The following is a 14,845-nucleotide window of genomic DNA, read 5'->3' as shown; positions in this document are numbered from 1 at the left end:
GCGGGGCGGAATGCTGGTCTCTGGGCACGGCAAACGATACAATTTTTCGCTTAAGTTTGCCGGGTATTGTCGAGAACCATGGCCACGAAGCCGAATCGGGAATTAACCACCTTCCCTAACCCACAGCCGGAGCGCGACTATACACTCCATATTCGCATCCCTGAGTTCACCTGCCTGTGCCCCAAGACCGGTCAACCCGATTTCGCTACACTCCACATCGACTATGTCCCGGATCAGCATTGTGTGGAGCTCAAATCACTCAAGCAATACATTTGGTCTTACCGAGACGAAGGCGCTTTCCACGAAGCGGTGACCAACCACATTCTCTCCGATCTGGTCAATGCGCTTGCCCCCCGTTTTGCCCGCCTGACGGCCGAATTTAACGTAAGAGGCGGCATCTATACTACGGTTGTGGCAGAGCACCGCCAGGCGGGCTGGCAGCCAGCGCCACCGGTCCACTTGCCGTGAACGAAAGCGTGCCTAGCGGGTACCCTCGGTCGCTCGATCCGGGATTTACGGTTCATTAGGGTGGCACGAAATTGATCCCGCTTAGACGCCGGCTCTCGGATTCAGGCCGAGGTGGGCGCCAGGTGCCCCGGCGGGCCAGTCATTCATTGCTAACATTAAAGCTAGGCGCATTATGCTGATGGACTTTTTTCGCGGTATCACCTATGTCCCGCAGGGTTTCCAACTTCTGACCGCCCAGGGATTGCGGCGCTTTGTCTTGCTGCCCATCGCAATCAACGTGCTGGTGTTCGCGGGCCTACTCTGGTGGGGCGCCGAGTGGTTCCACACTTTGCTGCTGTGGCTCCTGCCACCGGCTATACCGTCTGAACACAGCGGCATGCTCGGTCAGCTACTGACGTTTCTGGAAGGAACCATACGCTGGCTGCTCTGGCCTTTGTTCCTGCTGGCCGCCGTGGTGGTGATGTTTTATACGTTCACCGCGCTCGCCAATCTGATCGGCGCCCCATTCAATAGCCTGCTCTCCGCGCGAGTCGAGCAGCACGCGACTGGCCAATCCCCACCGCAGGCGCCCGAAGGTAAAGCATTCCTAGCTGAGTCGGTCGAGGCGATCATGGACGAGCTGCGCAAAATCGCCTATTTTGCGCTGCTCGGCATCCCGCTGCTGATCCTGTTCATCATCCCGGTCGTCCAAGTCGTCGCGCCGTTTCTGTGGGGTCTCTTCGGCGCCTGGATCATCGCCTTGGAATACGGTGACTATCCACTCGGTAACCGAGGTATCCCCTTTCGCGAACAGCGGCGCATAACGCACCAACACCGCTTGCTCCACCTAGGGTTCGGCGCCGGTGTGCTCTGCTTGACCATTATCCCGTTCGTTAATCTGGTGGCCATGCCCACAGCGGTGATCGGCGCCACCCTGCTGCAAGCGGATCTTCGCAGTCGCACTACTCAAGCCACCTAAGCCCGCGGTAGGCTTTGCCGGGAGTGCGAGGGTGGATGTTGTGTCTTCTGGCGGCGGGTCTCGGCAAAACCCGCCGGCAGCGTCAGATCGATATCAGCGCCCTAAGTAGCCGGCGATGCGGCGCACACCCTCCTGCAAGCGCGGCAGCGAAGTAGTGTAAGCGAAACGCAGATGTCGATGCGGTGCCGTGCGCTCGAAATCAAGCCCGGGGGTAACCGCCACCCCCGCCTCCTCCAACAGCAGCCGAGCCAAATCATTGCTATCAGCGGCCAACGCGGAGCAGTCTGCATAAAGGTAAAAGGCCCCATCGGGTACGATCGGCAGACGAAAGCCCAACTCGCATAGAGCCGGTGCCAAAAAGTCACGGCGCTGCCGGAAAGCTGTACGTCGCTGCTCGAAAATCTCGCGTGCCTGCACCGTAAAACAGGCCAGTGCCGCATATTGCGCCGGGGTCGAAGCATTGATGAAAAAGTTCTGGAGCAGCTTCTCCACCGCCGCCTCGTAGCCGCAGGGTGCCACCAGCCAGCCTAGACGCCAGCCGGTCATACCGTAGTATTTCGAGAAGCTGTTGATGATCAACGCCTGCCGACAGTGTCGCACCGCGCTCGCGGGATCGGCGACATAGTGCAGACCATGGTATATCTCATCGACGATCAGCATGCCCTGCCGACGCCGAACCTCCGCGTCGAGATCCTGCAACCGTGCGGCGCTCGCAAGTACACCGGTCGGGTTGTCGGGCGAACCGATGAGCACGGCCGCTGTGCGTTCACCCCAAGCGGACGCCACCGCTTCAGCGGTGAGCTGATAACCGTCTACTGCACTCACCGGTAAACCACGGGGAACACCATTGACCAACTCGATGAAGTTGCGATTGCATGGATAGCCGGGGTCAGCGACCAGGACCTCCTCGCCGGGATTGACCACTAGCGCCATCGCCAACAGTAGAGCTCCACTCGCCCCCGGCGTAATGAAAATACGGCGGGGATCGATCCGTGCCCCGTAGCGATCGGCATAGTGCTCGGCAATCGCCTCGCGTAACGCCGGCAAACCCACTGCGGGCAGATAGTGGGTGTACCCCTTGCGCAAGGCACGGACGCCGGCCTCGACCACCGGTGCGGCCGTAGTAAAGTCCGGCTCGCCGATCTCCATATGGACGATATCGCGCCCCTGCGCCTCGAGCTCCCGGGCTCGCCGCAGCAATTCCATGACATAGAATGGCCGGATGCGTTCAACTCTACCGGCTAAGCGCAGATACTTGGGATGGTTCAAGCCGAGCCCTCCTCTACTCACCCGCATGCTCCATCGGCATGCGACCGACACGGTGCCAAACGTTAAACGCTAAATGATGAGCTGGGAACATATTAACCGGCAAACTGCGGTTCGAGCCCGCCCGAGCAGCTACATCGGGCGATTCGCGCCAAGCCCGACCGGGCCGCTGCATTTCGGCTCGCTGGTGGCGGCCCTGGGCAGTTGGCTGGATGCGCACGCGCAGGGTGGCCGGTGGGCGGTACGCATCGATGATCTAGACCGTCCCCGGAACGTGCCGGGTGCTGATGGTTCGATATTGCGGACCTTGGATGGTTTCGGTTTGTGGTGGGACGGCCCGGTGGCCTACCAGAGCAAGCGTGAAGAGGCGTATCGGGCGGCACTGGTGCACCTGCAACGCGCCGGACTTGCCTTCCCGTGCGGTTGCTCACGCCGCGAGATCAGCCGGACAGGCCGCTTGGGGCCGGCCGGGTATATCTATCCCGGAACCTGCCGGGCGGGACGCCCGATCGACCGCCCGCTCCGCTCCTGGCGCATGCTAAGCCGCTCGGCACCGATTCGTTTCCAGGATCGCGCCTGCATCGGCATCCAGGAGATGGATCTGGAACGTATGGTCGGCGACTTCGTGATATGCCGGGCGGATGGCTTATACGCCTATCATTTGGCGAGCGTAGTGGACGATGCGGCACTCGGGGTGACTGACGTGGTGCGTGGCGGCGATCTACTGAACTGTGCACCACCGCAGATTCTGCTCCAGCGTAAGCTCGGTCTGCCAACGCCGCGTTACCTGCATCTACCAGTCGCTCGTGATACTGAAGGCAAAAAGCTGAGCAAACAGACTCAGGCACCACCGGTGCACCCACACCGCGCCGGCGCTTGGCTTCATAGCGCCTTGGCATTTCTCAGGCAGGCCCCCCCGGCCGAACTGCGCGCCGCTCCGCCGGGCGAACTGTTGGGATGGGCGCTACGGCACTGGCGACCGCAACGACTACTTAACCCACCTGCAGCATTCTGGCCGTAATCGCTGCGGCGCTCACGTATCAGAAACCCGCTCGGCTCTGCTAGTCTTTACAGATAGGGATCGGCGAGCTGACCGCGAGAACAGCTGAACGTATTAGCACTCGGCAACCGCAACTAGGCGCACCCCTGTAGAATCGAGCCCACCAGTGCCAGCAAGCTTGCGCATGAGGACGCATCCAGTACGGAGGAGCACGAAGGATGTCCGAATCAAAAGTGTATCCGGTTCCAGCCGCCGTGACCGAACACGCCTTGCTCGACCGCCGGCAGTACGAACAAATGTATCAGCGCTCGATCAGCGATCCGGACAGCTTCTGGGGCGAGCAGGCCGAGGCGTTTCTTACTTGGTTCAAACGATGGGATCGCGTCCATTACGCGGATTTGCACAAAGGCGACATCCGTTGGTTCGAGGGGGCCAAGCTAAACGTCAGTTACAATTGTTTGGATCGACATCTCGCGACCCGAGGTGATCAAATCGCTCTCATCTGGGAAGGAGATGAGCCTGATCAGGACAAGCGTATCACTTACCGTGAACTCCATGAGCAGGTCTGCCGTTTCGCCAACGCGCTGAAGGCCCGTGGTGTACGCAAAGGCGATCGGGTCTGTATTTACCTACCGATGATTCCCGAGGCGGCCGCAACAATGCTTGCCTGCAGCCGCATCGGGGCGGTTCATTCGGTGATATTCGGCGGTTTCTCATCGAACGCATTGCGCGATCGGATTCTTGATTCGGATTGCCACGTTCTGATCACCGCCGACGAGGGCGTGCGCGGCGGGCGCCCAGTACCGCTGAAAGAGAATGCCGAGCGGGCTTTAGCGGAATGTCCCAAAGTCGACACGGTATTCGTCGTCCGTCGCACGGGGAGCGACATCACCTGGACCGACGGCCGTGACATCTGGTACCACGATGCCATTCGCACGGCCACGGTGGACTGCCCGGCCGAGCCGATGGACGCTGAAGACTCATTTTACATCCTCTACACATCCGGCTCGACCGGCAAGCCCAAAGGGGTACTCCACACCACCGCTGGCTACCTGCTTCAAGCGGCCATGACCCATAAATACATCTTCGACTACCACGACAATGAGGTCTATTGGTGTACGGCTGATGTCGGCTGGGTTACAGGGCACTCCTACATCGTCTACGGGCCGCTGGCAAACGGCGCGACGACGCTGCTCTTCGAAGGGGTGCCCACCTACCCGGACGCATCCCGCTTCTGGCAGATCATCGACAAACACCAAGTGAGCATTTTCTATACCGCACCCACGGCAATTCGTGCCTTGATGGGCCAGGGTGACGAACCCGTCAAGAAAACGAGCCGGCGCAGCCTTCGGCTACTCGGCACGGTAGGTGAACCGATCAATCCGGAAGCCTGGGAGTGGTATTATCATATCGTCGGCGAGGGCCGCTGCCCGATCGTGGATACTTGGTGGCAAACCGAGACGGGCACGATCATGATTTCACCCCTGCCCGGCGCGACGGATCTCAAACCCGGGTCCGCGACCCTGCCCTTCTTCGGCATCGAACCACAGCTGGTGGACAATGAAGGTAACATTGTGAGTGGGCCTGGCGAGGGCAATCTTTGCATCGCGCGCGCCTGGCCCAGCATGATGCGCACCGTCTACGGCGATCATGAGCGTTTTCTTAACACTTATCTCACCCATTACCCCGGCATGTATTTCACGGGAGATGGTGCCCGTCGTGATCAAGATGGTTATTACTGGATTACAGGTCGGATCGACGACGTACTCAATATATCCGGCCACCGTATGGGTACCGCGGAGATCGAGAGCGCCCTAGTACTCCACTCAGCCGTTGCCGAAGCGGCGGTGGTCGGTTACCCGCATGCCATCAAAGGCCAAGGCATCTACGCTTACGTGACGCTTATAATAGGCAATGCCCCGTCCGATACTCTGCGCCAAGAGTTGATCGATCTGGTGCGCGAAGAAATCGGTGCGATTGCCAAACCCGATATCATTCAGTGGGCACCGTCCTTGCCCAAGACACGTTCCGGCAAGATCATGCGCCGCATCCTGCGCAAGGTTGCTGCCAACGAGCTCGACAATCTGGGGGATACCAGCACCCTGGCCGATCCATCAGTAGTGGCGCGTTTGGTCGAGAGCCGAGCCCACCAGTGAGCTGCAACTTCGATAAGGAGCGTGCGCTGGCCAATTTGCCACTGGATGCCCGATCAAAAGGCTAGCGAACACGCCGCTCGAATCGCCAGTGACGCCGAGTGCGCCATCCGCTTTCGGCCGGCCTGGTGGCTACTTGGAGGAAACGGTCAAACACTATGGCCCGCGCTGGTACGCCGGCCTCCTAAACTGCCGGTACAATGGCAGTGGTTTGTTCTTCCGGACCAGGATTGCCTTAATCTAGCTTGGGGCCCACGCCGCGACGGTGCGCTGATTTTGATTCTCCATGGACTCGGCGGTTGTGCCACTGCCGGTTACGCACTCGGTATGCTCCGAGTCCTCAGTCAGCATGGACTGCAGGGCGTCATCATGGAATACCGTGGCGCCGGTTCGTGGCCGAACCGCAGCGATCGCTTCTACCATGCGGGTGCCTGGCAAGATCTACAGATCGTCGTGCAGGAACTCCGCGCGTGCTGCCCGAATCGGCCCATTGGCGTAGTCGGCTTTTCATTGGGCGGCAGCATCCTTCTCAATTGGCTCATCGCCGATTCGAAAGCACCGGTGGATGCGGCTGTGGCCATCTCCGTACCCTTTGATCTTGCGGCTTGCACCGACACACTCAACCGAAGCTTTGCACGCGTTTATCAATGGGATCTGTTGCGTCGCCTAAAACAACGAGTACGGCGCAAATATGCCAACCAAGACGATGCACCAATTTCAATACGGCAGCTGCGTACCGTTCGTACGCTGCGTGCGTTCGACAACCACATCACGGCGCCCTTACATGGTTACATCGATGCCGCAGACTACTATCGGCGTTGTAGCTGCGGGCCTCATCTCCACGCGATCCGGCATGCCACTTTGATCATCCACGCACATGACGATCCATTCGCTCCTTTACCCAGCATCGTCTTGGCACAACAGCTCGCACCGTGCGTCCAACTCGAACTCACTCCTAGCGGCGGTCATGTGGGCTTCGTTCAAGGCCGTTGGCCATGGTATGCCGACTATTGGCTCGAACAACGAATTATTACTTACTTCCTGTCAATATTCAAAACCGTCGGCTGAATGCCGAGCTATCGAAAGGAACACATTTATATGCTAGTCCGAATGAATAAAGACAGCTGAGGAGTCTCTGAATTTTTTTTATGCTGAGCCTTCGACTAAACTCGGGACGGGCTTGTCGAAGTATGAATAGCAATTTTATATGGCAACTTAAAATCTTAAGAACGCCCTTCGACGGCGTTTCCTGCGCTAGCCGAAGGGCTCAAGGCGAACAGATCAATTCATCCGCTCCCCATTAATTATCCGGATCGCTTATGACCAACTCACCGTGCTCCCGCTCCCAAGCGACAAGATCCGGTTCCATAGCCGCGTACACGGCTCCGACACATTTCGCCTCATCCTCTGCACCGGGCGATTTCGGCGGCTCGATATCGTAATGAGCACAGATGGCTTCGAGTTCATCATCCGGCACTTCGACCACTCGGGCCAGCATCGCCAAAGACTGGAGACTGCATTGTTCATCCAAATCCCAGCCACGCGCTTTCCAGGGCGGCAGCAAGCGACCCATTAAATGTACGAACTCCCTTTCCAACGCCGCGACCTGATCCAGCTTGTAAGCAATAACGGCGCGTCCCCGTATAAAATCACAAAAATAAGGAGCTATTTCAGAAAAAAGGGGTTTATCCGCCAACATCGCCGAGCTAAGACCATGAATCTTTAACGCGCTCTCTTCAACCTCGATATCGGGATTGATGTAACGGTGGAAATTCTCCCCTGTCGGCTCGCCATCACGCATCTCTATGCCTGCTATTTCAACGACCCGAAAGCCTTTATCAGCCGAGACCCGGACACTCTTTATTGATAATGCGATATAAGCCACGTGTTACCTCCAGTTAGGCAAAATACATCTTGAAAACCGATTTTATATAAAACCCGTCAAATACCCCGTCGAATGGAAGGAGCGAGCAACGTGAACATCAGGCTAACCTATAAGGATGGTCTAGGCTCGGCTTTCTTGGCACATGCTAGGGCCATTGCATACGAGCGTAACGCCCCAGCAGCGAAGACAGGCGCCCGAGAATGTAGATGCCCGCCACCCGCGGCAACAAATTCTCTCGATTTGCTACCGTCGGATGGCGGGCCTCGTCGTCAGTTCACATTCTTCTGAACAAAACAGCTATGCTAATTAAATACACATCTTTGCTGTTTTTATGAAGTGCGGAACCCCGGGCCTGGACGCGGCGCGCGGTTCCAAATCACACGCTGATAGGGCCGCCACAGGTAACCAATCGGGAAGGCCACCAAGTGGACCAAGCGAGAGAATGGAAACAGCGCAATGAGCAGGAATCCCGTGAAGAAATGCAACTGAATCAAAAACGGAAACGCGGTAACATACTCCGGCTTCGGGTTGAAGGTCACCAATGACCAGAGCCAAGGCGCCGTGCTGGAGACAAACCACTCGCCACCCCAGCGGTATGACAACGATATCACGAAACCAAACAGCATCTGGAACAACAGCAAGCCGACCACGACCCAGTCCATGCGGGTGGTGACCACATAAATGCGCCGGGTGGAAAAACGCCGCATCATGAGCCAGCCTAGGGCGACAAAACCGACCAGAGAAAGAATCAGGCCAAGCGCTTCAAGGGGAAACCGCAGCGGACCGCCGATGATCCCGCCCCACAACGGCGGCAACAAAAAAGCAATAAAATGCGCCAGCAGAATCAGCACGACCGCGTAATGCCAAAGCGCCGAACCCCAGAACAACTTCTGGTTCTCGAGCAACTGCGAAGAAAAGCTTGAATACGAAAAAGTATCCGATCGGTATCGATAAATACCCACCAGAACGGCGAGTGCCACCGCGACGTAAGGGAACCCCACAAATATAACATCCGACATCGCTTGCTCCTCTTATAGGTCAGCGCGGCCTGTAGCCGCCTTCCGTTCCGGTTCCCACAGCGCCGGTATAACCCGTGCCAGGGACCGCAGCGGCTTTACATATAGACACTCAGTGCTAGTCGACACACCCGCCGCTTCTTGAACACCTTCAAGCAAAACACCACCTTCCACGTTGCCGCCGTGGCTATCGCCGTGCAGCTCGGTCGCATCGTCTCCCGTGCCCGGCAGCTCGGGATCGGAATGCGCGCCTCCCGGAACGGGGCCGACCTCCTCTTTCTCTTTCTTGGCCGAACGCCGCCGCCCGCGACCTGCTATGACCCGGCTCACGGGAACCTCCATTCCGGTCATTTTAGCTATCGCCGGCGCTAAGGCCTCATCAATGAGCTCACGCCCGAGCGCGAGATCCTCGTTGATCCCAAGAAAACTCAAAAATACGGATAAGCGGTCGGGCAGCTCCGTACCAGCTACCTTGAAACCGCGCTCCGCATAGAGCTCCTTCAGCCGGATCATAAAAATACTGCGGCGATAGGTTTCCCCAAACAGGTGGTAACCCACATAAGGCCTGCAAACAGGAGTGAGGTCAAAAAAGGCGGTATGCACCTCTTCGAGATAGCCTAAAGAAGACTCCTCGATCGTCTTGCGAAACTCTGCGAGATCGGCGACCGATTCAGGGACTCGGTCGCCGATAACTTCCTCACATTCCGCAACGTGAGCACTGAGGTCTTGAGTCGGGTAATCGAGGATGGTGCCGAAGAGCGTAAAGACGCGCTTCGGCAACACCATTACCACATTGCTGCTTCTCCGCACGTCAGAACCTCCGCGCGGGGGCGTCCCTGAAGCCAAACCCACCGGCTGCTTTACGGCTGTACGGATCAAGCGGTGGCAACTCGCCGTCCATCGCCCGCTCACGCTCCATCGGCGGAACCACGAAGCGCTCCTCGAACGTGGGCAAGGAAGTGAGCTCGAAGATCGAAATGCACTGCTCAGGCGTGAGATCCGCCCGTCGCAATGCCTCCTGCACATCCTCTTCCTTCTGGTCACCGACCTGTTCGGAGCGCATGTACATACGCACGGCTACCAGCTTATGGTAGACGTGCTTGATCTTATCGACATTACCGGCGGTAAACAGGCTCGCCATGTACTGCATCGGAATCCGAGCCTTGTCGACCGTGTTGAGATTCGGTCCGGTCTCATCCGCCGGTGCCGTCTCCATACCCGCCGTGGTCTCGTATTGTCCATCCCGAATCGCCGCGATAACCGGCAGCAACGGCGGCACATAGAAGAGCATCGGCATGGTGCGGAACTCTGGGTGCAACGGTAGCGCCAAGCCCCAACGCTTCACAAACTTGTAGACCGGCGAGTTTTGCGCCGCCGTCACCACAGCGTCACCAATACCGTTACGCTTGGCCCCCGCGATAACCTCCGGATCGTACGGGTCTTTGATCAACGCCCGCTGCGCGTCGACCAAACCGTCATCGGGCGAGCGCGCCGCCTGCTCAATGCCATCGGCATCGTACAGCACCATACCGATATAGCGGATACGCCCGACACAGGAGTGGAAGCAGGCTGGAGGCTGTCCGCTCTCGAGACGCGGATAACACAGAATGCACTTCTCGGACTTACCGGTCGACCAGTTGAAATAGGTCTTCTTGTAAGGGCAACCGGAGACACACATACGCCAAGCGCGGCACCGATTCTGACTGATCAGAACGATCCCGTCCTCACCGCGCTTGTAAATGGCGCCCGTCGGACACGCCGCCACACAACCCGGGTTGAGGCAGTGGTTGCAAATCCGCGGCAGATAGAAGAACACCGTCTGCTCAAGATTCTTGAGCGACTGCTGCTCGGACTCGCTCAGGGACTTGAGGATGTTGGGGTCGTTGGCCGCATAGACCTCGGAGCCACCCATATCGTCATCCCAGTTCGGACCCGCTTCGAGCGTGTCCATGAAATCGCCAGTGACCAACGAGACGGCGCGGGCGGTTGGCTGATCGTCACCCTCCGGCGCATCGAACAGATTTTTATAATCGTACGTCCAAGGCTCGTAGTAGTCATCCAACGTCGGCAGGCTGGGGTTGTAGAAAATATTGGTGAGCGCGCCGGCACGGCCCTGCAGCTTCAGCTTCAGCCGCCCGCGAGAATCACGCTCCCAACCGCCCTTGTACTTCTCCTGGTCCTCCCACTGGGTGGGGTAACCGGTACCGGGCTTCGTTTCAACGTTGTTCCACCACATGTACTCGGTGCCCTGGCGGTCAGTCCAGATGTTCTTACAGGCGATGCTGCAGGTATGACAACCAATGCACTTGTCGAGATGGAAAACCATGGAGACTTGAGCTCGAATATCCATCTTTCAATAACCTCCTAGAGATCACGAATCGCGCGGCCGCGCCTCGGGCGCGGCCGCTTACTTGATGCCTCTCGTTCACGCTACCACTCGAGCTTCTCGAGTTTGCGCACTGCAACGTGCGTATCCCGCGTCATGATTCCGGTCGGACCCCAATAATTGAACAGGTAGGTGAATTGCGCATTCCCTCCTGCAAGGTATACCGGGTTGATGCGGGTACGCGTGACGCTGTTGTGACCACCGGCACGCCGGCCGCCGCGGATCTGCGACTTGGGTATGTAGATGGTCCGCTCGACGGCGTGGTAGTACAGGCACATGCCCGACTGCACTCGGCGGCTTACGTTGGCGCGCGTCACGATTACACCATTGTCATTATAGACTTCGACCCAGTCGTTGTCCTTCAAACCGACCCGCGCCGCATCCTTATCGTTGATCCAAACCGGATCCATACCACGCGACAAGGTCAACATGCGGTGGTTGTCCTTGTAGGTCGAGTGGATGTTCCACTTCCCGTGTGGCGTGATGTAATTCAGGATCAACGTCTTGTCATCGATCGGGCTGTTATCCAGATCATGGATCTTCTTGTAGTCGAGCTTCGGCCGATAAGTGCACAGATGCTCGCCGAAGTCCATATACCAGGGATGATCGATGTAGATGTGCTGCCGGCCGGTCAATGTCCGGAACGGAACCAACCGATCGATCTGCAGCGTCCAAGCCGAGTAGGCCCGGCCGTCACCACAATTGCCGGTCCAAACGGGGCTGCACAGCAACCGCCGTGGCTGACGGGTGAGGTCATAGAATGTTACCTGGTGACCACGGTAAGGCTCCGCCAAGTCGGTCAACGGCACACCGCAGTGCTCCTGCTCCGACTTGAAGGCCTGATAGGCCACCTCGCCGTTGGTCTCCGGGGCCAGGTACAACAACACGTTGGCGGCATCGAGCGCGTCTTCGACGCAAGGGTAGCGCTTGCCGCCCCACTCGACTGCCCGGCGATGGCGCGGGTCGGGTGAGCCGCCGACCGGCTGGTTGGTGAGCTCATCGTATTGCTTCGTGATTGGGAAACTGCAGCCATTGCCGCTGATCCCGTTCTCCCGTATAGCGGAGCCCAAGGAGATGTACTTATTGTAGAGCAAACTGTAATCGCGCTCGACCACCCGGAAATGCGGCATGGTCTTACCCGGAATGGGCTCGCACTCGCCTTCCAGCCAGTCCTTCACGTCGCGCTGGGCGATCTCGTCCGGCGTGTCGTGCGTCAGCGGTGCCGCAACGACATCCTTGAATGGCTCCGAAAACACGCTAGGCGCCATCTCGCTGATCTTCTTGGCAAACGCCTTGAAGATGTCCCAGTCACTCTTGGACTCCCAGACCGGCGGCACCGCCTGACCCAACGGATGGATGAACGAGTGCAAGTCGGTGCTGTTGAGATCGTTCTTCTCGTACCAGAAGGCCGTCGGCAGCACGATATCGGAGTACAACGCCGTGGAATCCATCCGGAAGTTGATGTCGACCACCAAGTCGAACTTACCGCGCGGAGCAGGCTCGCGGAACTTGACGTGCTTGACGTGCGGCTTGGCGCGCTCTTCGGCGACCGCGTTGTCATGCGTGCCAAGGTAGTGTCGCAAGAAGAACTCCGCGCCCTTGGCGCTCGACTGCATGGCGTTGCCCCGCCAAATGAACCACACTCGCGGCCAGTTCTCCGGGGCATCCGGATCGTCGACCGAAAAGCTGAGATTCTTCTTCTTCAGCGCCTGCACCACATAATCCGCCATACCCTTGTCGTCCTTCGCACCCGCCTTTTCCGCCTCGCGGGCGACCTCCAGCGGACTGCGGTTGAACTGCGGGTAGTGCGGCATCCAACCCATGCGCACCGACTTGGCGACCAAATCGACAGAGTGACCTTTGGCCCATTTGGCATTGGGCGGAGAGGGTGCATACTCCTCGAACGAGCCCTCATAGCGCCAGCTGTCACTGTTGACGTAATGCCAGACCGGCGACTGCTGCAGACGCGGCTTGATACCCCAATCGCCAGCCAGGGCGAGAGCGTTCCATGGCGCAACAATCGCGAGCTTCTCCTGACCGACGTAGTGGTTCATGCCGCCGCCGTTGCGGCCACAGCAACCGCAGGCAATCAGGCAGTTGATGGCGGCCCGATAGATGTGGTTGTTGTGGTACCAGTGGTTGGCGCTGGCGCCGACGATGACCATCGAGCGGCCCTTGGTCTTCTCCGCGGTGCCGGCGAACTCGCGGGCGAAGCGAATGACCGTCTGCCGGCCGATGCCGCTGAACTGCTCCTGCCAGGCCGGGGTGTAGGGCTTGAGATCGTCGTAGCTCTCCGGGTAATCGCCCGGCAGACCACGATTCACAGCATACTGACCCATGTTCAGGTCATAGACCGTGGCGACCAATACACTGCCGCTGCCGGTGTCGATCTTCTTCGCCGGTACGCCGCGCTTGTATACGGTCTGCGAGGCGAACTCGTAGAACTGCACCATGGCGACATCGTCGCTCTCGCCGAGGAAGCTCAGCACGGGCTCGATGGGGCTGTTGTCGAGACCGTCCTCCATCTTGAGGTTCCACTGACCGTGCTTGCCATGTCGATGGCCGATCTGGCCTTTCGGGCAGCGGGCCTCGTTGCTCTTGCGATCGAACACCAGCTGCTTCCAGGCGGCGTTCTCCTGCTTCTTGTACTTCTTGACCTCCTCGCTGGTCAGGTAGCGACCCGGACGGTAGCCATCACCGTCCTTCTCGAGCTTGACCAGGAACGGCATGTCCGTGTAGCGCGTCACGTAGTCGATGAAGTAAGGCACTTGGCGCTTGACGTAGAACTCGGTGTAGATGACATGGCCGGCTGCCATCCACAGCCCAAGGTCCTCCCCTTTCTTAACGGGGATCCACCAGTCGGCGTACTTGCTGACCTGGCTGAAATCCGGCGCCAGCACCACGAACTTGGCCCCCTCATGGCGCGCCTCGGAGATAAAATGCACATCCGGGGTGCGGGTCATGTTGAGGTTGGAGGCCATCGATACGATGAACTTACTGTTGTACCAGTCGGCGCTCTCGCAGACGTCGGTCTGATCACCCCAGATCTCCGGGAAGGAGTTGGGCAGATCGGCGTACCAGTCATAGAAGCTCATGTTCACGCCGCCGAAGAGCTGCAGGAAGCGCGAGCCGGCCGCATAGGAGAGCATCGACATGGCCGGGATCGGGGAGAAGCCCATTACCCGATCGGGTCCGTACTTCTGGGCGGTGTACAGACAAGCGGAGGCGATGAGCTCGAGCAGCTCGTCCCAGGTTGTGCGTCGATAGCCGCCTTTGCCGCGGGCCTTCTGCCAGCGCTTACGCTTGTTCTCGTCGGTGACGATGGAGCTCCACGCTTCGACCGGGTTGTTGTGACTGGAGCGCGCCTCGCGCCAGAAGTCCAGCAATACACCCTTGCCGTAGGGGTATTTGACGCGAATCGGGCTGTAGACATACCACGATGCAGAGATGCCGCGCTGACAGCCGCGCGGCTCATAGGGCGGTATGCCGCGGCCACCTTCACCCCGCCCGAGCAAGGGGTAGTCGGTCTGCTGCATTTCCCAGGTGATGATGCCGTCCTTGACGTAAATCGCCCACGAACAGCCACCCGTGCAGTTCACACCGTGGGTGCTCCGGAAGATGTTATCGTGCTGCCAGCGGTTGCGGTAAAACTCCTCCCACCGGCGTGTCTTTGGATTGATAAGATCCTGAATCCAGCCCATAGCTTGTTAGCC

General features: G+C 58.7%; 11 protein-coding genes. 5 read left to right on the top strand and 6 right to left on the bottom strand.

Going from position 1 to position 14,845, the window contains the following annotated elements; translation table 11 throughout:
* Positions 1 to 78: 78 nt before the first annotated feature.
* Together queF and cysZ are read left to right on the top strand one after the other, a co-directional pair.
* The gene (queF, locus tag NB231_RS15195; protein WP_005004572.1) at positions 79 to 468 is read left to right on the top strand and encodes a preQ(1) synthase; all 390 of its coding nucleotides are present in this window, start codon (positions 79 to 81) and stop codon (positions 466 to 468) included.
* A 178-nt stretch (positions 469 to 646) separates the two neighbouring features.
* A complete protein-coding gene (cysZ, locus tag NB231_RS15190) occupies positions 647 to 1,426 on the top strand; it encodes a sulfate transporter CysZ (RefSeq protein ID WP_232210495.1) in 780 nt (259 codons plus the stop codon).
* A 93-nt stretch (positions 1,427 to 1,519) separates the two neighbouring features.
* On the opposite strand, the gene NB231_RS15185 is transcribed toward cysZ, so the two are convergent.
* A complete protein-coding gene (locus NB231_RS15185; protein WP_040662551.1) occupies positions 1,520 to 2,695 on the bottom strand; it encodes a pyridoxal phosphate-dependent aminotransferase in 1,176 nt (391 codons plus the stop codon).
* Between the two features lie 73 nt (positions 2,696 to 2,768).
* On the opposite strand from NB231_RS15185, the gene gluQRS reads away from it, so the two are divergent.
* The 3 genes from gluQRS (at position 2,769) to NB231_RS15170 (ending at position 6,913) form a co-directional block, all read left to right on the top strand.
* A complete protein-coding gene (gene gluQRS, locus NB231_RS15180; protein ID WP_005004566.1) occupies positions 2,769 to 3,713 on the top strand; it encodes a tRNA glutamyl-Q(34) synthetase GluQRS in 945 nt (314 codons plus the stop codon).
* Between the two features lie 197 nt (positions 3,714 to 3,910).
* Positions 3,911 to 5,848: an acetate--CoA ligase gene (gene acs, locus NB231_RS15175; protein ID WP_005004563.1), complete on the top strand. Its 1,938-nt coding sequence runs from the start codon at positions 3,911 to 3,913 to the stop codon at positions 5,846 to 5,848.
* A 45-nt stretch (positions 5,849 to 5,893) separates the two neighbouring features.
* Positions 5,894 to 6,913 (top strand): hydrolase, encoded by a 1,020-nt coding sequence (locus NB231_RS15170; RefSeq protein ID WP_005004561.1) that lies wholly within the window; start codon positions 5,894 to 5,896, stop codon positions 6,911 to 6,913.
* A gap of 232 nt (positions 6,914 to 7,145) precedes the next feature.
* On the opposite strand, the gene NB231_RS15165 is transcribed toward NB231_RS15170, so the two are convergent.
* The 5 genes from NB231_RS15165 to NB231_RS15145 form a co-directional block, all read right to left on the bottom strand.
* Complete coding sequence (locus NB231_RS15165; protein WP_156777046.1) at positions 7,146 to 7,730, bottom strand: exonuclease domain-containing protein; 585 nt, start codon at positions 7,728 to 7,730, stop codon at positions 7,146 to 7,148.
* Between the two features lie 329 nt (positions 7,731 to 8,059).
* Entirely contained in the window at positions 8,060 to 8,749 is a 690-nt protein-coding gene (locus NB231_RS15160; protein ID WP_040662549.1) for a respiratory nitrate reductase subunit gamma, read from the bottom strand.
* 12 nt (positions 8,750 to 8,761) lie between these two features.
* A complete protein-coding gene (locus NB231_RS17130; RefSeq protein WP_005004548.1) occupies positions 8,762 to 9,532 on the bottom strand; it encodes a nitrate reductase molybdenum cofactor assembly chaperone in 771 nt (256 codons plus the stop codon).
* A 25-nt stretch (positions 9,533 to 9,557) separates the two neighbouring features.
* Positions 9,558 to 11,096 (bottom strand): nitrate reductase subunit beta, encoded by a 1,539-nt coding sequence (narH, locus tag NB231_RS15150; RefSeq protein WP_005004545.1) that lies wholly within the window; start codon positions 11,094 to 11,096, stop codon positions 9,558 to 9,560.
* Positions 11,097 to 11,176: 80 nt separating this feature from the next.
* A complete protein-coding gene (locus tag NB231_RS15145) occupies positions 11,177 to 14,833 on the bottom strand; it encodes a nitrate reductase subunit alpha (RefSeq protein ID WP_005004540.1) in 3,657 nt (1,218 codons plus the stop codon).
* Positions 14,834 to 14,845 lie beyond the last annotated feature (12 nt).

Origin of the sequence: Nitrococcus mobilis Nb-231 (assembly GCF_000153205.1) — a bacterium.
Taxonomy (GTDB): domain Bacteria; phylum Pseudomonadota; class Gammaproteobacteria; order Nitrococcales; family Nitrococcaceae; genus Nitrococcus; species Nitrococcus mobilis.
The sequence above is the reverse complement of the archived record's forward strand: the minus strand, read 5'-3'. Positions and strand labels throughout refer to the sequence as shown.